22 protein-coding genes and 1 riboswitch are annotated in these 20,403 nt (G+C 43.0%); of the genes, 7 read left to right on the top strand and 15 right to left on the bottom strand.

The window, feature by feature from the left end; all coding sequences use genetic code 11:
• Positions 1–221 precede the first annotated feature (221 nt).
• The 5 genes from ACFQZS_RS18185 to ACFQZS_RS18165 all read right to left on the bottom strand — a co-directional run bounded on the left by ACFQZS_RS18185 (position 222) and on the right by ACFQZS_RS18165 (position 4,935).
• Positions 222–1,544, bottom strand: coding sequence for an endo-1,4-beta-xylanase (locus tag ACFQZS_RS18185; RefSeq protein ID WP_377102424.1), 1,323 nt, complete (start codon positions 1,542–1,544; stop codon positions 222–224).
• A 163-nt stretch (positions 1,545–1,707) separates the two neighbouring features.
• Positions 1,708–2,997 (bottom strand): voltage-gated chloride channel family protein, encoded by a 1,290-nt coding sequence (locus ACFQZS_RS18180; protein ID WP_377102423.1) that lies wholly within the window; start codon positions 2,995–2,997, stop codon positions 1,708–1,710.
• A 53-nt stretch (positions 2,998–3,050) separates the two neighbouring features.
• Positions 3,051–3,116, bottom strand: a riboswitch (Fluoride riboswitch).
• A 12-nt stretch (positions 3,117–3,128) separates the two neighbouring features.
• Positions 3,129–3,947 carry an N-acetylmuramoyl-L-alanine amidase family protein gene (locus tag ACFQZS_RS18175; RefSeq protein ID WP_377102422.1) on the bottom strand — a complete coding sequence of 273 codons (819 nt, stop codon included), beginning with the start codon at positions 3,945–3,947 and terminating at the stop codon, positions 3,129–3,131.
• 51 nt (positions 3,948–3,998) lie between these two features.
• On the bottom strand, positions 3,999–4,430 hold the full coding sequence (locus ACFQZS_RS18170) for a Fur family transcriptional regulator (RefSeq protein WP_377102421.1): 432 nt from the start codon (positions 4,428–4,430) through the stop codon (positions 3,999–4,001).
• A gap of 67 nt (positions 4,431–4,497) precedes the next feature.
• A complete protein-coding gene (locus tag ACFQZS_RS18165; protein ID WP_377102420.1) occupies positions 4,498–4,935 on the bottom strand; it encodes a MerC domain-containing protein in 438 nt (145 codons plus the stop codon).
• Between the two features lie 183 nt (positions 4,936–5,118).
• Here ACFQZS_RS18165 and ACFQZS_RS18160 point away from each other — a divergent pair, with 183 nt between their 5' ends.
• Entirely contained in the window at positions 5,119–5,526 is a 408-nt protein-coding gene (locus tag ACFQZS_RS18160; protein ID WP_377102418.1) for a response regulator, read from the top strand.
• A 3-nt stretch (positions 5,527–5,529) separates the two neighbouring features.
• Here ACFQZS_RS18160 and rsmA read toward each other — a convergent pair whose 3' ends face one another.
• Entirely contained in the window at positions 5,530–6,309 is a 780-nt protein-coding gene (rsmA, locus tag ACFQZS_RS18155) for a 16S rRNA (adenine(1518)-N(6)/adenine(1519)-N(6))-dimethyltransferase RsmA (protein WP_377102417.1), read from the bottom strand.
• A 64-nt stretch (positions 6,310–6,373) separates the two neighbouring features.
• Between rsmA and pdxA the strand changes: the two genes are divergently transcribed.
• Entirely contained in the window at positions 6,374–7,429 is a 1,056-nt protein-coding gene (gene pdxA / locus ACFQZS_RS18150; protein ID WP_377102416.1) for a 4-hydroxythreonine-4-phosphate dehydrogenase PdxA, read from the top strand.
• A gap of 4 nt (positions 7,430–7,433) precedes the next feature.
• Here pdxA and ACFQZS_RS18145 read toward each other — a convergent pair whose 3' ends face one another.
• The 3 genes from ACFQZS_RS18145 to ACFQZS_RS18135 form a co-directional block, all read right to left on the bottom strand.
• The gene (locus ACFQZS_RS18145; RefSeq protein ID WP_377102415.1) at positions 7,434–8,168 is read right to left on the bottom strand and encodes a 3-keto-disaccharide hydrolase; all 735 of its coding nucleotides are present in this window, start codon (positions 8,166–8,168) and stop codon (positions 7,434–7,436) included.
• Between the two features lie 122 nt (positions 8,169–8,290).
• A complete protein-coding gene (locus ACFQZS_RS18140; protein WP_377102413.1) occupies positions 8,291–8,782 on the bottom strand; it encodes an SRPBCC family protein in 492 nt (163 codons plus the stop codon).
• 17 nt (positions 8,783–8,799) lie between these two features.
• Entirely contained in the window at positions 8,800–9,102 is a 303-nt protein-coding gene (locus ACFQZS_RS18135) for an ArsR/SmtB family transcription factor (RefSeq protein WP_377102412.1), read from the bottom strand.
• A gap of 192 nt (positions 9,103–9,294) precedes the next feature.
• On the opposite strand from ACFQZS_RS18135, the gene recA reads away from it, so the two are divergent.
• Positions 9,295–10,305, top strand: a complete 1,011-nt coding sequence (gene recA / locus ACFQZS_RS18130; protein WP_377102411.1) for a recombinase RecA — start codon at positions 9,295–9,297, stop codon at positions 10,303–10,305.
• Positions 10,306–10,582: 277 nt separating this feature from the next.
• Positions 10,583–11,425 carry a phosphatidylinositol-specific phospholipase C/glycerophosphodiester phosphodiesterase family protein gene (locus ACFQZS_RS18125; RefSeq protein WP_377102410.1) on the top strand — a complete coding sequence of 281 codons (843 nt, stop codon included), beginning with the start codon at positions 10,583–10,585 and terminating at the stop codon, positions 11,423–11,425.
• Here ACFQZS_RS18125 and ACFQZS_RS18120 read toward each other — a convergent pair whose 3' ends face one another.
• From ACFQZS_RS18120 to ACFQZS_RS18110, 3 genes are all read right to left on the bottom strand, one after another.
• On the bottom strand, positions 11,426–12,220 hold the full coding sequence (locus ACFQZS_RS18120) for a DUF4249 domain-containing protein (RefSeq protein ID WP_377102409.1): 795 nt from the start codon (positions 12,218–12,220) through the stop codon (positions 11,426–11,428). It abuts the gene before it with no gap.
• Between the two features lie 2 nt (positions 12,221–12,222).
• The gene (locus ACFQZS_RS18115; RefSeq protein WP_377102408.1) at positions 12,223–14,562 is read right to left on the bottom strand and encodes a TonB-dependent receptor; all 2,340 of its coding nucleotides are present in this window, start codon (positions 14,560–14,562) and stop codon (positions 12,223–12,225) included.
• 91 nt (positions 14,563–14,653) lie between these two features.
• Positions 14,654–14,902, bottom strand: a complete 249-nt coding sequence (locus ACFQZS_RS18110) for a DUF4342 domain-containing protein (RefSeq protein ID WP_377102407.1) — start codon at positions 14,900–14,902, stop codon at positions 14,654–14,656.
• Positions 14,903–15,051: 149 nt separating this feature from the next.
• Between ACFQZS_RS18110 and ACFQZS_RS18105 the strand changes: the two genes are divergently transcribed.
• From ACFQZS_RS18105 to ACFQZS_RS18095, 3 genes are all read left to right on the top strand, one after another.
• Entirely contained in the window at positions 15,052–15,537 is a 486-nt protein-coding gene (locus ACFQZS_RS18105) for an RNA polymerase sigma factor (RefSeq protein ID WP_377102405.1), read from the top strand.
• The gene (locus ACFQZS_RS18100) at positions 15,527–16,021 is read left to right on the top strand and encodes a hypothetical protein (protein ID WP_377102404.1); all 495 of its coding nucleotides are present in this window, start codon (positions 15,527–15,529) and stop codon (positions 16,019–16,021) included. The genes ACFQZS_RS18105 and ACFQZS_RS18100 overlap by 11 nt, the downstream gene beginning before the upstream one ends.
• A 438-nt stretch (positions 16,022–16,459) precedes the next feature.
• Positions 16,460–17,047 carry a fasciclin domain-containing protein gene (locus ACFQZS_RS18095; RefSeq protein ID WP_377102403.1) on the top strand — a complete coding sequence of 196 codons (588 nt, stop codon included), beginning with the start codon at positions 16,460–16,462 and terminating at the stop codon, positions 17,045–17,047.
• Between the two features lie 77 nt (positions 17,048–17,124).
• Here the strand turns inward: ACFQZS_RS18095 and ACFQZS_RS18090 are convergent, their stop codons facing one another.
• The 3 genes from ACFQZS_RS18090 to ACFQZS_RS18080 form a co-directional block, all read right to left on the bottom strand.
• Positions 17,125–17,727: an HPP family protein gene (locus ACFQZS_RS18090; RefSeq protein ID WP_377102402.1), complete on the bottom strand. Its 603-nt coding sequence runs from the start codon at positions 17,725–17,727 to the stop codon at positions 17,125–17,127.
• 151 nt (positions 17,728–17,878) lie between these two features.
• Complete coding sequence (locus ACFQZS_RS18085; RefSeq protein ID WP_377102400.1) at positions 17,879–19,285, bottom strand: sialate O-acetylesterase; 1,407 nt, start codon at positions 19,283–19,285, stop codon at positions 17,879–17,881.
• Between the two features lie 175 nt (positions 19,286–19,460).
• Positions 19,461–20,384, bottom strand: coding sequence for an RraA family protein (locus tag ACFQZS_RS18080; protein ID WP_377102398.1), 924 nt, complete (start codon positions 20,382–20,384; stop codon positions 19,461–19,463).
• Positions 20,385–20,403 lie beyond the last annotated feature (19 nt).

The following is a 20,403-nucleotide window of genomic DNA, read 5'->3' as shown; positions in this document are numbered from 1 at the left end:
TATTGGTCATTTTGGGCGTGTTTTTATAAATAGCAGCCGAATATTTTATGCATAAGCAATTAAATAAGAGTGTTTTATGCAAAAAAGTGTATACAGCATAAACAGAGTGAATACGCGTATACGGCTACACCTTAATTGTTTGTATTAGTCGCGCGATTCGCTAAATAAAAAAATCCCGCTTTGTGTTAACAAAGCGGGATTTTTTGTGGGATAATAATTTCTTATTTCTTAAAGTCGGTAACAGCAAAGTAAGCAGGTTTGCGCTCCAGGTTTACGCCAAATAAAAGCGGGTAAGCTTTTACCACCGGACCACGAGGACGACCTTGTCCAAATCCGGCAGGCGGGCCACCAGCACCAGGGGCACCGGCAGGACGATTGCCAGCAGCAGGAGGACCGCCGGCAGGAGGAGCACCCGCAGGAGGGCCGCCAGCTGGTGGAGCTCCGGCAGGTGCTGCTGTTGCAGCAGCGCCACCGGCAAACATGTTGCGGCCATCTAACCAGCTTCCGCGGTCAGAAACGTTCCAGAAAGTAACACTGTTAAGGGCTTTTTTATTCTCACGGAATATTTCGAACACTTCTTTGTAACGCTTGGTTTGTCTTTCAGACATTTCAGGACTGTATGCAGCTGCAGTGTCGGGTGTTTCACCACGTGGGCGTTGCTGACGGGCAGTTATATCCAATTCAGTAACCTGTAACTTTACACCTAACGATGCGTACTTAGCAAAGGCTGCTCTGATATCATCTGTGCTTGGGCTCTCTATTTTCCAGTGGCATTGCAGGCCTATACCGGTAATAGGGATCTTTTTCTCTAACAGGCTTTGAACCAATTTATATATTTTATCTCTTTTGCTCGGGTTACTTTCGTTGTAATCGTTGTAGTATAGTTCAACATTTGGGTCGGCAGCGTGCGCATAAGTAAATGCCGCTGGTATAAAGTCATCGCCGGCTATCTGGTACCACAGCGAATTACGCATAAAAACCTCTGGTTTATCATCAATGGCTTCGTTAACCACGTCCCAGGCATAAATTTTGCCTTTGTAACGGTTAACTACCGTGGTAATATGTGTTTTTAAACGCTGTAAAAGCACCTCTTTGCTAACGTTTTGACCGGTTAGGCTGTCCTTAAACATCCATGCGCCCACTTGTGAATGCCACAATAAATTATGACCACGTAATTTAATGCCGTTTTTAACGGCGAAGTCAGCAATTTTGTCGGCATTTGTCCAGTTCCACACGTGTTCTGAAGGGTGCACCGAGACCATTTTCATATCATTCTCGGGCGTTATGCTGTTAAATTCTTTTTTTATCAATTCCGTCTCGTCACCGCCGCCTGTATTACGGACGTTAACGGCTACGCCAATTTTAAAATAATCCTTGTAGTAGTCTTTTAAGCCTTTTTCTACCGCTGCGCGTGTTTTTGGGGCTTTTGGTTTAGGGTCCATCCATTGTACAGCTACAATGGCAGATCCCAGCGCTAATGCAATAACAGTTGTTTTTGCATGCCTTTTTTTGGCGGCGCTAATGGAACGATACAGATTTGACATTTTGTTTTTTGTTGGTTAATAAAGGGTTATGTGTTGAGAAGTTACCAGCCATGGCGGCAGGTAATGTATACGCATTTCTTTTATAAAGCTAATGAAAGGACTTTACTTGTCAAACATGTTGATTGTCACAAATAGTTTACAGTGGCCAACGCTAATATTTTGATTAGGTATTGCTATGAACTTTGGGTACCGCCAGGCGCTGTGCGCCATAAATACCCTTTTTACCGCTAAAAAAATAGGCGGTAAAGCAGGCTACCGCGAAGAAAAGAACATACTCGCCGCCAAAAAGCTCAACCCCCATTATAGTACATGCCAGCGGCGTATTGGTTGCCCCGGCAAAAACAGCAATAAAGCCCAGCGCGGCAAAAAGGCTTACCGGTGCATCCATTAAATGCGATAAGGTATTACCCAGCGTTGCCCCAATATAAAACAGCGGAGTAACTTCGCCACCTTTAAAGCCTGAACCGAGGGTTATGGCGGTATAAATAGTTTTCCAAAGCCAGCTCCAGGTGTGTGCGCCATCCGGGGTAAAAGCTGATGGTATGGTTACAGCACCGGGATATTCCGCATTAACACCGAGGCTTAAATAATCGGGTTTGCCAATAATTAATGTCAATAAAATAATAAGTACCCCGCCAACTACCGGAACCAGCCATTCAACAGATACAATTTTATTTAAAGTGTTTTTTACCGTATGCACAGCCTGCGCAAACAACCTGCTGGTAATACCGAATGCGATTGCCGCGATAATTACTTTTAATAATAGCAATACATCTAAACGAAAATAAGGCGAAAGGGCGGTATGCGCTGCCGGTATAATATCAATGTGGTAAGCGGTGTGATGAATGCCCCAGGCACTCACTGTCAGGTCGCCTATTATGGCCGCTACAAGGCAGGCCAGCAAGGCATCGTATTGAATGCGGCCAATGGTTAGCACTTCCAGGGCAAAAACAGCTCCTGCTAAAGGCGTTCCGAAAACCGCGCCAAAGCCCGCCGCAATACCCGCGGTAAGCATAATGCGGGTATCTGTTGCGTTTAGCTTGAATTGCCTGCTGAAAAATTGCGCTATACTGCCGCCAATTTGCACGGCCGTTCCTTCGCGCCCGGCCGATCCGCCAAAAAGATGTGTAACTACGGTCGCCACCAAAACAAGGGGGGCCATGCGTTTGGGTACACCGCCGCCGGGTGTATGGATCTCTTCCATTATCAGGTTATTACCTTTATCAGAAGCTCCGCCCCACTTTTTATAAGTGAACCATATAACTATGCCTGCCAGCGGTAGTGCGTAAAGCAACCAGGGGTGGTCAAATCTAAAATGTATGGCCCGGTTAAGCAACCATAAAAACAGCGCCACCATGCTGCCTATTGCAATAGCAACGGGCGTAGTGATGGCCGTCCAACGGGCAGTATGTTTTAATGTGTTGAAAGAAAACGAAGCGAATAATTTGTTCATAGCCTACAAAAAATACTGGTTATAATGCTTACGCAAAACAACATGGTTAATTAATTTTTGCAGGCGCCATCAGCTTTTTAGGGCGGTTCAAATCGGAAGACACCATTTCCGTTATGGTAAAGATATAAATTTTATTGGGAGGAGACGCTGGCTTTATAGTTTTTAACGGCACGCAGTATGCCCTGTGCAATCTCATTCTGCCCTTCTGCAGAGGCCAGATATTTTTCCTCTTCAGGGTGATTGATAAAGCCGGTTTCAACCAAAACAGCCGGCATGGCGCTGTGCGCCAGCACCAGAACGCCTTGTTCCTTTACACCTATACTTTCACGGCCATCACCTTTAAACGCTTTATTCAGCAGGTCGCCAAACAGTATGCTGTATTTGCGGTATTTTTGAAGGTAAGCGTTCAACACAATGCGGTTTATCGGGTCGCTGGCATCGTATTTTTTGTATTTTTCCTGATAATCTTTCTCCTGGTAAATCGCCGCGTTCTCGCGTATGGCCTCCACTTGTTCGCTAACGCGATGCATGCCGTAAACCAGTAGCATTACACCCTTTCGTCTGCCCGGTTTTTCAGGCGAGGAGTTGCAATGAATGGATATGAACAGATTGCCGTTGGCTTTATTGGCTATTTCAGACCTTCGGTTCAGTTCAATAAAGGTATCGTCGCTGCGGGTCATCACCACGTCTATACCGGGCATTTGCTCTTTTATAGCATCTCTTAACTTTTTAGCGATAGCCAAAGCCACAGTTTTTTCTGACGCGCTTGAGCCGTGAGCGCCCGGGTCTTTACCACCATGTCCGGCATCAATAACTATGGTTTTAAACTTAAACGTAGTTTCTGCTTGTGGCAGCTTAGTTTGTTGGGTAAATGAACTTAAAGTGAGATATATTGAAAATGCTGCGAAACTTAAAAATGCTGCGGTAATGCTCAGTTTACGGATGTTCATTAATATAAATTTCTTTTGGGTATAAATATGACCGGAAAAAGCGGTAATAGTTTAGCTGCACTTAGGGCATAAACCCGTAGCGCTAAAGTTAAACCCTTCCAGTTTGAAGCCCTTAGGCAGCGTTATCTGCGGAAAATCGTGATCATCAAGGCAGTATACGTTATTACATTTGGTGCAGTTAAAGTGCAGGTGCTCATCGCGGTGATCGTGCTCGTCGCAATCAGATGAGCAGAGCGCGTAGTTTGCCGTTCCGTTCAGGTCAAAAACTTTGTGAATAATTCCTTTTTCTTCGAACGCGCTTAAAATTCTGTATAAAGTTACCCGGTCAACATCGCCAATAACGCCTTCCAGGTCAGGTTGCGAAGTAGCTACATTTTTAGCCGAAAGCATAGAAAGCACCCTTAGCCGTGGTTCTGTACGTTTTAGGTTATGCTTTTTAAGCAAATGCTCAAAATGTTGTTCACTGTTATGTGTATGTGCCATTTGTGGTAGGAATAATAAAACAGAGCAGCAAATTTACTAACAATAACGCCGTATTAAAAATAGTGTTTTAATCGTGTATATGTCCTGGCCGCCTGTTGTGTTTTAAATGAAAAAAATGCGGCTCTGTGTTGCACTTTTCAACAAACTTGTAATTTAAAAAATGCGCTAATGCAATGATAAGGCCCCCGGCGGGTACAACAATGGCCTCGGCCCATAAATGCAGATAAACATGGCCTAATATAATCAGCGCAAAACCCACTAAAAGCAGCAATAGCGGTAAAGCGCGGCGGTGCGTGCGAAAGTAAGCCATAAAGATGGATGATACACCCAACAGTAAAGCCAATGCGATCATTCCCCACTCAAATAAAGGGTTGGTTAAAAACCCCAAACCGGCAAGCGGCAAAAATGTGAGCAGTAGCGGCACAATAGCGCAATGCAGCGCGCAAAGCGTAGACGCTGTCATGCCGATATGATCTAATTTTGAATGACGCCTTTTGGAATTCACGCTGCAAATATAGGATAAATGCAACTACATTGCGTTTTATTTTTTTATGATTATATTGATATGACATTTACGAAATGCGGTTTTAAAACTATATTTGTTTAGTTGGAAACCGGGGAAAAACTTTTTTCGTATACAACTAACAGGAATATAACTTTTTTTAAACCGATACGTATAACCCTAAATATGAACGCCGATAGTAAGCCTGTAAGTATCCTGTTAATTGATGATGATGAGATCAATAATTTCATTTCAATAAAATTGATAAAAAAAGCTATAGAGAATACCGAAATATCTGCCTGCCTTAACGGGAGGTTTGCTATTGACGAGTTACTTCAGATACAAAAGAGAGACCCCAACGAGCTGCCCGATTTTATTTTACTGGATATTAATATGCCTATTATGAATGGCTGGGAGTTTTTAGACGAATACAGGCGACTTAATATTGACCCGGCAGGCAAAAGCAAAATATTTATAATCTCCTCATCAGTTTTTAGCAACGATATCAACAAGGCTAAGTCCTATCCGCTGGTAAAAAACTTTATTTCGAAGCCGCTTAGTGTAGAGAAGATTAAGGAAATGTTCGCGTTGTAATTGTTATCGCGCCGCCATTATCCGCTGGGTAAGCCCAACAAAATCTTCAACGCTTAACCTTTCTGCCCTCAGATCAAGTGTGGCGTCATCGCTCATCTTTTCTTTATTAATTAAGGAGGATAAGGCATTGCGTAAAGTTTTGCGGCGTTGGTTAAACCCGGCTTTTACTATCTGCCAGAAAAGTTTTTCGTCGCAATTTAGCGCCTCGTTGCTATTACGGGTAAGCCTTATAACAGCTGATAAAACCTTTGGCGGCGGATTGAATACGCCTGCCTTTACCGTAAAAAGATATTCTACTTTATAATAAGCCTGCAAAAACACGCTCAAAATGCCGTACTCTTTGCTGCCTGGTTTAGAGGCGCAGCGCTCGGCCACTTCTTTCTGGAACATGCCCACCACTTCAACCACCTGCTGCCGGTTATCTAATATTTTAAAAAGTATCTGCGATGATATATTGTAAGGGAAGTTGCCGATAATGGCCAGCGGGCCGGTAAAGGCAGCACCGAAATCCATCTCTAAAAAATCAGCATTAATAAGCCTGCTGCCTAGTTCCGGGTACTTTTTCTGCAAAAACTCGTACGATTCGGTATCAATATCTATCAGGTGTACCTGGTAACCTTCGCGCTGCAATAATATGTCAGACAGGATGCCCATTCCGGGCCCCACCTCCAATACCTGGGCGTATCTTCCATCGGGCCGCAGGCTGTCCACAATCTTTGTGGCTATGTTTTTATCCGTAAGAAAATGCTGCCCTAAATGTTTCTTCGCCCTTACTAATGACATTGTGTTATGTAATATTTGAACAAATTACGTCATATTTGTTCTTTTACAAGGAATAAATAATAACATGAGCGAAAAACCTAAGGTAGGGATAAGCATAGGTGATGTAAACGGCATTGGCCTGGAGATCATCATCAAAACACTTGCAGACAGTAAAATATTTAATTATTGCACTCCTATTGTTTACGGGCATATAAAGGTGGCATCGTTTTATAAAAAAGCGATGGAGGCCACTGAGCTTAATTTTAATATAATTACACATGCATCGCAGGCGCAGCACAAACGCGCAAACCTGCTTACCTGCTGGGAGGAAGAAGTAAAGATAGAACCCGGCACCCCTGATAAAGAAACCGGCAAGTTTGCATTTGCGTCGCTTGAAAAGGCTACTGCCGATTTGTTATCCGGAGAAATAGAAGCGCTGGTTACAGCACCTATTAATAAAGATACCATACAAGGCGAAGATTTTAATTTTCCGGGCCATACGGAGTATTTACAGAGCAAGGGCGAGGCGGCAGATTCGTTGATGTTTTTGGTGAGCGATACTTTGCGGGTTGGCGTGGTTACAGGGCATATCCCGGTATCGCACATAGCCCCCAATATTTCTACAGAGAAAATACTGGCCAAGATAAAGCTGATGAACACCAGTTTGAAGCAGGATTTTTGGATCCGCAAACCTAAAATAGCGGTATTGGGCCTTAACCCTCATGCCGGTGATAACGGTTTGCTGGGCCATGAGGAACAGGATGTTATTATCCCTGCCATTGAGGAAGCCCGCGCTGCGGATATCCTGGCTTTTGGTCCGTATCCTGCTGATGGTTTTTTTGCAAACGGAACCTATTTACAGTTTGACGCGGTACTGGCCATGTATCATGATCAGGGCCTTATTCCGTTTAAACAAATAGCATTTGAATCGGGTGTTAATTTTACTGCCGGGCTAAAGTTTGTGCGCACATCGCCAGATCATGGTACGGCGTATGATATAGCAGGTAAAAATAAAGCCTCAGAGGTTTCCTTCCGCGAAGCGTTGTTTAGCGCTATTCACATTGCCAAAAGGCGCAAAGAAGGTTTAGAGCTGGCAGAAAATCCCTTAGCATTCACCAAACTAAGCCGCGACAGGGATTAAGGGCTTATTTAAGCTCTTTGATCTTCAGGTTTCTATAGGATACTGTATTGCCGTGATCTTGCAGAAGAATGTGGCCTTCCTTTGCCTCGCCAAAGCCTGGGTAGATCTTGTATTTACTTTCGGCTACCAACTGTTTAAACGCCGGCGAACCACGATCGTATTCCAGTACTTTAACGCCATTTAGCCAATGCTCAACGTGGTTGTCTGGTGTTACTTTAACCATTGCTTCGTTCCATTCGCCAATGGGCTTTATTGCTGATACTGGTTTATTGGCGGGAATAAGATCATACACAGACCCCAGTTTGCGGTTGCCATCTTTACCGGCTCGTGCATCGGGGTGTTTTTCGTCATCTAAAACCTGGTACTCTAACCCAATGTTAGAACGGCTTTTTTCATCGCGGGTAACAAAATATTTCAGGCCGCTGTTAGCACCATCGGTCAGTTTAAAATCAAACTTTATTATAAAGGCAGCGTATTCTTTTTCAGTAACTATATCACCCGTAGTGCCGTAACCGGTGGTAGCCATTATGGAAAGCACACCGTCGTTCATTGCCCATCCTGTCGGAAAATCAGTTTTAGAGCCACCACTTTTCCAGCCGGTTGATGTTTTACCATCCCAAAGAAGCGTAAAACCATCTTTTTGCTCTGCTTTAGTGAGCTGATTGTTTTGTGCAGATGCGCTACTCACGTTAGCAGCTAAACTAAACGCGCAAAATATTAAACGTATGCTTCCTTTCATAATTGGTTATTTGATGCTTACTCAAAAGTATTAATCAGGTTTTTCAAAACCCAACAATCAGGATAAAATAAAAGAGGCTGTAACGTTTGCGTAACAACCTCTTTATAAACACATATTTTAAATTACGACGCAAGCAATTCATCCAGATTGCTAAGCCCCATTTTAAAGCCTCCCTCAAAGCCCATTTGCAGTATCTGCTCTAAACTGGCCTGGTCATCAAAACTTAGTTTTACATCAACTTTTGATCCTGTTTCGGTAGCCGAAAATACGTTGTGCCAATACATGGTTGGCATGCCAGCGGTTATATTGCCGTTCTCATCGCAAAAATTACTGGCGGCTCTAAAGCTTTTACCGGGATCTATTTCCGCAAAATCAACCCTGCAGTAGTGGGGCTCGCCTTCGGGGCCTTGCATGTAATATAGCCATACGCCGCCGCCTTTAAAATCCATACTTTGGGTAACGGCTTTCCATGGGCGCGGTGCCCACCATTGGTCAAGCAGTTGGGCTTGCGTCCAGGCGGCCCAAACGCGTTCTACCGTACCTTTAAATTCTCTAACTACATGAAGGGTTTTGTTAGGCAGATCTTTTTCTACCACAGTCTCATAATTTGTCATAGCTATTTGTTTTTTGGTTATCCTATTAAGTTGTCTAATTGATCAAAGCGGTCTTCCCATTGTTTTTTAAACTGTTCTAACCATAAGTCTATCTCTTTCATTTTTTTAGCGTTAAAGTGATAATAAATTTCGCGGCCGGTTTGTTCTTGTTTAACCACCTCGCACTCTGTTAATATTTTAATATGTTTTGATACTGCCTGCCTGCTGCTGTTAAAATGCTCGGCCAGCGCGTTGGGCGTCATGGCTTGTAGTGCCAACAGCGCCAGTATGGCCCGGCGGGTGGGGTCGGCAATTGCCTGGAAAATGTCTCTTCTTATCATAATTTGCAACCGTTTGATTGCAAACATACATGCAACCGATTGATTGCGCAAATTTTTGTTGAAATTTATTTTAGTTTTTTATGTACAACAATAATTAGCTTTGATAAAGCCTGAAAATAAAACATAAAATTTACTAAAAAAATTAGCATTTATCAATTTAATTATTATTTTTGCTGAAGATATATTTTTAAGATGAGCAACGCAGATAAGTTAAAAGCATTGCAGCTTACATTGGATAAGCTGGAAAAATCATACGGAAAAGGCACCATAATGAAACTTGGCGACTCTGTTATTGAAGCGACAGAAGTTATTTCAACCGGATCATTAGGGTTGGATATTGCATTGGGCGTAGGTGGTTTACCTAAGGGCCGTGTGATAGAAATATACGGACCTGAGTCATCAGGTAAAACTACATTGGCCATACATGCCATAGCCGAATCACAAAAAAATGGTGGCATTGCCGCGTTTATTGACGCGGAGCACGCGTTTGATCGCTTTTATGCTAAGAAGCTGGGTGTTGATGTAGAGAATTTATTGATCTCTCAACCCGATAACGGCGAGCAGGCACTTGAAATTGCAGACAACCTGATCCGCTCCGGCGCTATTGATATATTAGTTATTGACTCGGTTGCGGCATTGGTGCCTAAGGCAGAGATCGAGGGCGAAATGGGCGACTCGAAAATGGGTTTGCACGCGCGCTTAATGTCTCAGGCTTTGCGTAAGCTAACCGGTACCATCAGCAAAACAGGATGCTGCTGTATCTTTATTAACCAGCTGCGTGATAAGATAGGCGTAATGTTTGGTAACCCAGAAACTACTACCGGTGGTAACGCGCTTAAATTTTACGCTTCGGTACGTTTAGATGTTCGCCGCATATCGCAGATAAAAGATACCGACGAAGTATCAGGCAACAGGGTTAAAGTTAAGATCGTTAAAAACAAGGTTGCACCTCCGTTCCGCATTGCAGAGTTTGACATTATGTTTGGCGAGGGCATTTCAAAGGCAGGCGAGATCATTGACCTGGGTGTTGAGCACAACATCATTAAAAAAGCAGGATCTTGGTTTAGCTATGGCGACACCCGCTTAGGCCAGGGCCGCGACGCCGTTAAACAATTAATATTGGATAACCCTGAGCTAATGGATGAGCTGGAAACCCGTATTAAAGCCGAAGTTACCGGTGATAAACTGGTAGAAGAAGCTTAGTTGGTGGATTAGTGATCAGAGAACAGAGATTAGTTATTTATAAGCCGCTCATTTTGAGCGGCTTTTTTGTGCCTTTCTGTTTCTAACAAACTAATTTTTAACCAAATTTCAATAGGTTGTTAATTAAACGATCACTAGTCAACTAATCTCTAGTCACCAATCCACTAAACCCAATTTAACATTAACCCATATATATTTAACAATTTGGTTAATCAAACTTGAAGTTGACCTTATAAGCGTTAGGTAGTTTTGTAATATAATTTAGCAGTATTACTTAATGCAACATCAAAGGCTTAAAGTAACATTTCTAAAAACAATATTTCTTGTTTTACTGGCTCTGCCTCCCCTAATAAGTAGCGCCCAGGTTATTCCCCTCCCAAACGCCTTTGCCCATAACGATTATTTTCACGACAGACCCTTGTTTGACGCGCTTGATAACGGATACACCTACATTGAAGCTGATGTGTTTTTAAAAAACGGAAAATTGATCGTTGCTCATCTGAATCCCTTTTTTAAAGAAAGCCGTACGCTTGAGAATCTGTATTTAAAGCCTTTGCAAAAACGTATTGCCGAAAGTAGTGGTACGGTTTACAAAGGATACAATGATCAGTTTACCCTGATGATAGACATAAAAAACAATGCCGACGAAACATACGCAGTGCTAAAAAAAGTTTTGCAGCAGTACAGTAAAATTTTGTCGCGTTACCAAAATGGCGTTTTTATACCCGGCCCTGTTAGTATAGTAATATCAGGTAATAAGCCCCACAATGCAATTATGTCAGAAACAGACAGCTTTGCTTTTATTGATGCTGATTTGCTGCAAAGTTCCGGGCCAATAAGTGTCAGGCATATTTACACCATGGCCAGCTGTAAATACTCCAAATTACTTAACTGGAAAGGCGATGGCAATATGCCCGCACCACAAAAACGGCGTTTAACATGGTTTATAGCCGAAGCACACAAAGGCGGTAAAAAGGTTAGGCTTTGGGCATCGCCGGAGAATAAAGATGTATGGCGCGAACTGTTGAGTTGTGGCGTAGATCTGATCAATACAGATAAGCTAACCATGCTTAAAAGCTTTTTGATTGATAATGCCTCAATATACGCCAGCGCAAATTGACTACTTAACCGAAATCTGGCGCCGGTTTACCGTATGCGCGCTGAAATAACCTAACACCGGTTTATCAAAATTGTTGGGTGGGTTGGTAGGCGCCACCGAGGCATTGCCCATGCCGTTGCCACTTTGTTTGCTAAAGGTGAACCAATAAGTATAAATACGTTCATCAATACATTGCATTTCCAGGTCTATTTTGTCCCCGGTTTTTATTTCTATATCGTCCTGATACAATGCAACGCGCACCGGGCGGCCATCATTAAACTGGTCGTTCCGCGCAAATACTTCTTTAACCAACTTACCGTTTACTGTCATAACAAAACGATACTGATTTTTTATACCGGGAGCATCGTCGTAATATAAAACAACCGTTTTATCTATTTTGCCCTGAAAACTCTGCTCTTCTATCCCAACTGAGTCTATAGATGTCTGATTGGGCATTGTTGACGACGCTTTGTAGGTTTGTCCGTCAACATCAACCTGCAACGTATAAGTTCTGCCCAGACGGCCTATAAAGGTGGGACCCTGATATACCCCTGGTGAGGTTTCGATTAATGATAAAGAAGTGGTGCCACTTGTTATTTTTACCGTTGCCCCGCTAACCCCGGGAAAATTGCTTGGCTCATCAAAGCCTACTGACCGTGAGATCCTTACCGTTGGGGTTTGCGACACGTTGATAATAGCGCCCTCAATAACCAGCTGTGGGGCAGACGCCTTTAAATTAAGGTCTATAACCTTTTCGCAGGAACTAAAAGCTATAACTGTTATACAAAGAGCCGTTAACCTATATAGTGCTTTCATTGTTAAAACTTAAAGTTATAAGTAACTGATGGAACTATACCAAACAAACTTGTTTTTACTGCCTCGGTTCGCGATGGATCAGCGGCATTATCTCTGAATGTAATGGTGTACGGGTTCTTTCTGTTATAGGCATTATACAACCCGAACGTCCAGCTGGAATGGAACTTTTTATGTTCGCGGCCGTCAAGCGTTATCCCCAGATCCAGGCGATGATAGGCAGGCATTCTATCTACATTACGTAGTGGATAATAGAAAGTTGTAATGCCGCCAATACGATATTTTCCCTGCGGATAAGTTACAGCGTTGCCTGTGCCATAAACAAATGTTGCAGATAGCGTTACGCGTTTACCGGTCTTATAAATACCAACCACAGATATATCGTGTGTGCGGTCATAGGTAGCCGGAAAATACTTGCCGCTGTTTATCGCATCAAACCGTCTCTCTGTTTTTGACAGGGTATAACCAATCCAGCCGGTAAGCTTTCCAACCTTTTTCTTAACAAATAATTCTAAGCCGTATGCTCTTCCCTGGCCGTATACTAATTGCGATTCAACATCATCATTGCCAATAAGCTGCGAGCCATCACGATAATCTATCAAATTGCTCATATTTTTATAATAGGCCTCGGCAGAAAACTCATAGGTGTTATTGGCTTGGTTTCTGAAATAACCTACAGCATACTGATCTGATATACCCGGTTTTATGTTATTACTGCTCATCACGTACAGATCTGTTGGTGTACTTGCAGTTGAGTTGGCCAGCAGGTGGATGTTCTGCGTGTTACGATTATAGGATGCTTTTACCGAACTAAGCTCGGTGAGCTTGTAATTTATTGAAACGCGCGGCTCGGGGTTAAAGTAGCTTTTAATTGCCTGGCCGGATGAATAAGTGTTTGTTGCAGTTATGGCTCCGCCGGCATCATATGTATTTATTTTACCGGGCCCGATAAGCGAAAACCAGCTTAGCCGGGTTCCAAAAATAATATCAAATTTGTCAGATGGCCGCCACTCGTCAGACACATAGGCGGATGTCTCAAAGCCATAGCGGCTTTGGATCTCCCGCGGGTTGATAGACGATGACCGCGACGAGCTTATTTCGCCGGGAGCTATATTGTGACGAACGGCGTTAACACCAAAAAAAAGCGTGTGCTTATCAGATAGGTAATACTGAAGGTCTTCTTTAAGATTAAGATCACGTATTCTGGAAGTTACCCTGAAGTCTCGGTTGGCATTATAACTTTCTATAATGTAACTGTAATTGCTGTAAATAAGCGAGGTGTTTAAAAACAGCTTACTGTTAAAAACATGATTGAACCGCAGGGTACCGGTTTGATTGCCCCAATTGGTTTCAAAATTGTTTTTAAGGCCCAGCACATCTTTTCCAAAGTATCCTGATATAAAAATTGTGTTTTTGTCATTCAGATGATAGTTGGCCTTGGCGTTAATATCATAAAAATAAAGGCTGGCATTACGCGTGGTCGAATCGGGCGATAGCTTTAAAAACATATCGGCGTATGTGCGCCGCGCGCTAACCATAAACGAGCCCTTATTTTTTACAATTGGCCCTTCAACCTTTATGCGCGATGCTATAAGCCCTATGCCACCTTGCACAGTAAAATTCTTATCATTACCATCAAGCATCTTTATATCCAGTACAGATGACATGCGGCCGCCGTATTGAGCGGGCATCCCGCCTTTATACATGCTTACATCCTTAATGGCGTCGGTATTAAAAGTTGAAAAAAAGCCGAACAGGTGCGAGGCATTGTATACCACAGCTTCATCCAGCAAGATAAGATTTTGGTCTGATCCTCCGCCGCGAACATAAAATCCGGTATTACCATCGCCGGTTGTTTTAATGCCCGGCAAAAGCTGGATGGTTTTTAAAACATCTTTCTCGCCAAAAATTACAGGAATATTGTCCAGCTGTTTAACATCTAACCGCATCATACCCATCTGCGCGCTTTCAATATTATCCGCCTCGTGGCCTGAATTGGCATTAACAGATACTTCGGTAAGGGTATTATTAGCGGTGAGCGTTATGTTAACCTGTGTATTTGCAGTTAAAGCCAGCGTTTGCGTAAACGTAGTATAACCCACAAAGCTTACCACCAATGTATAATTGCCCTGCGCTGCGCTTAACGAATAGAATCCGTAGGCGTTGGTTGCCGCAGCGCTTTGTTTTATTTCAAGCAATCTAACAGTGGCGCCAATCAGGGTTTCGCCGGTGGTGGCATCTTTAACCTTCCCACTAACGGCATAGTTTTTTTGCGCGTAAACATCGGTGCAACAAAAACAAAACAGCAGGGAAAGCAACAAATAAAAAACCGGAAACTTATACATTAGCGGCGGGTCATGGTTTAATTGGCCCAAATATATTCTATTAAGCCTTATCAAAACGGCATTTATGTTATAATAGTGTGTTTGGTGGCTATTATGTCGTTTCTTCTTCTCTTTCAACGGTAATAGTACACTCGCCAACAAATGCGGCTAAAGCACCAACGGCCGCTAACACAGGCGCTATTACAGCAGCAACAACCCCTATGGTCACCGGGAAAGTTATTAGCTCTTTTCCTTCTTTATCGCTAACGGTTATTCTCCGTATATTGCCTTCTTCAATCAGTTCCTTTACTTTCCTTAAAAGGTTTTCGCCCTTCAAGGTAAAACTTTCTTTAATTGCCATAATGTTTTTATTGTATGACGGTGATCTATATTACATTGTTACATTTTTGATTAAAACCCAATATTAGTTGTTAAATCCTTATATTTAATGTGTGCAAGACCGGGAATCTGTACAGAAAAGAAATGTGTGAACGAACAAATTTATAACGCATGGAGCAAGACCATAAGAATAATGATCTCCTGACGCCGGATCACCCTGTCAATTTAAAGAGCTTGTACGCTCAGTATGCCGGTAAGCTGCTCGGATACATTTTGCCAATTGTAAACAATCGCGAGCTGGCCGAGGAATGTGTTGTTAAGGTTTTCGCCTATATTTCCACATCAAAAACCGGTTTACCTGCAAGTAACTACAGCAACACGTGGAGCTGGCTCACAAAGCTTGCAAATAACCAGATCCAGCCGCTGAGCGAAGCCACAGGTGAGTGTAAATCCGTTATCAATAATACTACGTATATACAAGGCCATAAATATCTTAACAGAATGAATGAAGCTCAGCGCCGGGTTTTTTGCGGGGTGTATTACCACCGTAAAACTACTGCCGAATTGGCTAATGAATTACATTTGCCTGAACAGGAGTTGAGGCATACATTGAAGGAAGCTTTTATGATAATAAGGAAAGTGAAGGATGCATATTAAGGAATACATAGAAAGCGGAGCATTGGAAGCTTTTGTGCTGGGCGTGGCAAGTGAGGCTGAGGAGAGGGAGCTTATGCAACTCAAGAGGCAATATCCGGAAGTGGATAAAAACCTTGCCGAGCTGGAAGCCGATATGGAGCGGATAGCCCAATATATGGCTGTGCCTCCGCCACCTGACATGTTTGAGCGGATAGAAAATACCGTTAATGACCTGGTGATAGCCCCTGAAACCAAGGTAATGCGTTATGCCGATAGGGAATGGCGGCAACAGAACCAGCAGGAAAACAAAAGCCGTTATATTGAGGTTGAGGCCGAATCTAACTACATGCGCTTACACAAAAGCTGGAAGTGGGTTTTTGCCGCTGTGTTTGTTTTAGGTAAGATATTTTTAGCCTGCGCCATTTACTTTTATCTGGAAAGCCGCCAGGCCCAACAACAGGTGCAAGAGCTTAAAGCTGAAAGCAGAGCGCTGCAACATCGTTAAAAACAATATTTTATAAATACTTGATTATAAACGTTAAAAAAGAAAACGTTTGCGTAGTGAATTTTAAAAAAAATTGTGTATAGTAAAATAATCACTATATTTGTGGTTTGGTAAGAATCCTTTCTTACTAATGTGATAAGGTTTAGGTTGGAGCCTTCTGACAGCGAGTGTCGGGAGGCTTCTTTTTTTGTAAAAACCGGTAATCACATTGCATTTCTTCAAATATTCAGGTCAACACATCGCGTTTTATCCTTTAAAACAAGGCTATAGCAGGCCAGTTTTTTATCTTGAAAACCAGCGCGTTAAGTAAAAATATGCGGGCAGGTACAACAATTGGGCGGCTAAAAACGTCATTAATACAGGTTTTAACAAAAAGGAAGGAAACGTATAACGCACTTTACTCAACTAATATCTATTTATTCACTAAAAGAAAATTACATGAGAAAGTTCCTTTTTATAGCAGCTGTAGCTACGTCGGCATTATATTTTGTAACCGGCAATGCTTCGGCACAAGTAGCAGATACAACCAAAAAAGCAACACCAGCAACCACAACACCAGCTTCAGCAGCAGCAGCAGCTCCGGCTGATGATGTGGCAAGGGTATTATTAAGCAATGCCGATTACTCTACCGCGGCTGCCGCATTTAAAACAGCAGGATTAGATACTGTATTGAAGGCAGGCGGCCCTTATACTATTTTTGCACCTAATAATAACGCTTTCACCAAGTTGCCCGCCGGCACGTTGGAGGGTTTAAGTAAAGATCCGGCTAAGCTAAGTGCTTTTTTAAAGGGCCACGTTGTGAATGGAAAATACGGCAAAGCCGACATTATAAAGGCCTTAACAGAAGGGAAGGGCAAAGCAACTTTTACAACAATTGACGGGCAGGCTTTAGCCTTATCGGTAAGTCCGAATAAAACATTGCAGCTAACCAATTCTGCAGGCAATAGCGCCGAGGTTTCGCTTTACGACCTTATTGGCACCAACGGTGTTGTTAATGGTATAAACGCGGTATTACTACCCAAGTAAAATTAATTAGCGTATAATTTTGCAATGCCCCGGTTGGTAGCCGGGGCATTTTTTATGCGAACTACCAACAGAAAGTATCATCTCTTTTGTGGATGGCTTGTACGTTTGTACCTGCGCCACACTTTATACCAGTTTTTGTTGTTGGGGTAGTGTCGTTGTGCGGTACTGTTATTAAAAATAACAGCTACCATTAACAGTATTATTGCGCCCGCCAAAACCGGGTTTAATACATAGATATAACCTAATGCATGTATTTTTTCAGAACCTATATTGGCTATTAAGGCGGTGGCCCCACCAGGTGGATGCAGCGTTTTTGTGATCTGCATTAACACAATTGATATAGACACTGATAGTGCCGATGAAAGCCATAGCTGGCCGGGTATTAACTTATAAATGGTAACACCCACCAAAGCTGCAATAACATGGCCGCCTATAAGGTTGCGGGGTTGTGCCAGGGGACTGTTGATAGCGCCATAAATTAAAACAGAAGAAGCACCAAAAGATCCTATCAGGAAAAGATTATCAGCGCCGTTAAAGTGCCGGCTACTTATTATTCCTATTAATCCAATACCGAAGAAAGAGCCCAGAAAGGTCCAGAAATGCTCTTTGTAGTTAACAAGTGTTTCTTTGTAAACAATGTATCGCGCCGTTCTAACATGCCGGTGTATCTTTTTAATCATTACGGCGGCGAAGTTAACATTTAAGCGGTTTGTACGGCTATAAATTAAGAACAGATAACGTTATCCATTTATTTATACCATTCGCCAAAACTATAAAAGCCCTGCATTTGCAGGGCTTTTATAGAAAATAATGTTTGCGTATTAATAAGTACTACTTCCAGTCATCGGTTCTGAAAGGGTTAACCGGCAAACCCTCTTTGTTAAACAGGTTTGACATGGCTATGTTAGTGAACGAGAAGCGTACAGCCACCGGGTTAGGCACTGCCTTGCTCGAAACCACTATTTTTCCTTTATCTAATTTTACTTCATCAGCCGGTACAAAGTTATGGTCTTCGCCTGCTATGGTAAACTCCGTGGCCTTTTTGGCATCGCCTTTAAGCATAAAACCGTTTGGCGCGTAATCAAGGTATAAAGTAGCCTTGCCTTTGCTTATCTCCATGCGATTAAACATGGGGTTACGGTATTCTGGCAGTGGGATAGGCTTTTTATAAGTATCAGCCAAAGCCAGGTTAGCCAGCCTGTTACCTACGGTAAGCTTGTCTATAGGGTGCTGGCTTTTAATATCATCAACAAGGTCGGTTATTACCACCATGCCTGTTTTAGGGTACTTAAGTGTACGGGTTTGCTGCTCGTACAACAAAGCCGCATCAATAGGTAATTCGTAGCCCGAAAATGGTGCTATCTGCACAATATAAAACGGAAACTCGTTGCCATTCTTTGTGCGCCAGTCGGCAATCATGCCGGTAAGCATTTTCTCGTAAGCATAGGCGCGTGGCACGTTACCTTCGCCCTGGTACCATAAAGTGCCTGCAATTGTATAGCTTATAATAGGCGCTATCATTGAATTATAGATAAGGCCGGGTTTGTCAGGACGGTAAGTAACGGTCTTTATCGTTTTTGAGGCCTTTATCATATCGGCATCGCTATCAATAATTGATTGCGGCTCCCACAATTCTATCGGCGTTCCGCTCCAGGCCGACTGGATCAAACCTATAGGAACATTCAACTCTTTGTTTATCTTTTTACCAAAAAAGTAAGCTACTGCGCTAAATCTTTTTAATGATTCCTCGTTACAAGCCACCCATTTTCCATCTGCAAATTCCTGCGGATATTCTGACGATGCATGAGCTACCTGAAAAAAGCGGATCTTATCATTAGCCGCAGTTGGCAACTCGTCTCTTATTTGCTTGTTGTTGCTCACTTCCATGTTAGACTGGCCCGAGCATAACCACACCTCGCCTATTAAAATATTCTCTAAAACAATGGTATTGCTTCTCCCTTTCAGGGTAATGGTGTACGGCCCACCTGCGGGTGGGGTAGCTATCTGGATCTTCCATTTGCCTGCCGGACTTGACGTAACTTCATCCGGTGTGGTTTTCCAGGATGAGATCACCGTAAAGCGTTCGCTGGCATCGCCCCAACCCCATAAAGTGGCCTTGGCGTTTTGCTGTAACACCATATTGCTGCCGATGATAGGGGGAACGCGCACCAATGCGAAAGAGTTGGTTGCGCATAACAGCACAGCCAGTAAGGGCAATAAGTATTTTATCTTTTTCATTTATGAAGGATTATAATGCTTTAAAAATATAGGCAATCCACTACAATATCCTTAAAATAAGGAATTTGTCATTTCGAGCAATAGCGAGAAATCTATACATTGTTGAGCCACAAGACAGGCTTGTGTATAGATCTCTCACTGCGTTCGAGATGACATTTCTCCTATGTAAGAAACCTTACCAAGTCCTCTTACTCATCATTTTATCCACCTCGGCACGGGTCATTTTACCCAGTTCCGGATGGCCTGCCAGCCATTTAACAAATTCATCTTTTATAACGTCTGTCCACTGGCTGTCAATTTCGCCGGTGCTGAATTTTCCGGTACGCACCATCTCAAAACCAAACTGGTCCTTCCTTACTACAAATTCGCCGGTGCTTACTACCTCTTCGGCCATGTGTGCGGGTATAAATAATACACCTTCTTTTTGTACCAGCACCAGGTCGCCGGGTAATACCATCACATCACCAATACGAATAGGCCCGTTTAAGCCCATTAGCACCATATCCTCAGTAAATGATGGGTGAAAATCGCGCACCAAAGCACTGAAACCCTGCATGCGGCTTATCTCCTGCAGATCGCGGGCAGCACCATCAAACACCACGCCGTTGCCTGATTTTGCGAAGATGGAATTAGCCAGCGTTGAGCCCATAATGCCACCACCACTTATTTTACCAAAAGCATCAGCAACATAAAGATCACCTTTTTGCAATACATCAATCGGCCAGGAGTTGGTATTACCCTTGCGGCCCTGTTTAGCGCCGCGCTCCTTAACGTTCTTTTCAACATCCGGGCGGCTTGGCATATACATAGCCGTTACAGCACGCCCTGTCATGGTGATATCGCTGCTGCGTTTAAAATTACCTTCGTACTGATGTAAGTATCCGGCGTTTTTTAATACTGTCCAGGCATCATCAATCATAATGGTTTTGGCGCGCTCCAACAGCGCATCAGGTATTTTGGGCCTGCCATCCGCAAAGCGCTCACCCTTCCACTCTGATGTAAGGAAAAGCATTTCCTCTTTAGTAATAGTTTGTGCCAGCGTAGTTTTAACGGCTGCAACGAAAACCAATAGCAGTATTATAATCCCTCTTTTTTTCATCTGTTCAAATAGTGTAGTA

Origin of the sequence: Mucilaginibacter calamicampi (assembly GCF_042676765.1) — a bacterium.
Lineage (GTDB): Bacteria > Bacteroidota > Bacteroidia > Sphingobacteriales > Sphingobacteriaceae > Mucilaginibacter > Mucilaginibacter calamicampi.
Note: the sequence above shows the minus strand (reverse complement) of the source record. Positions and strands in the feature narration are given on the sequence as shown.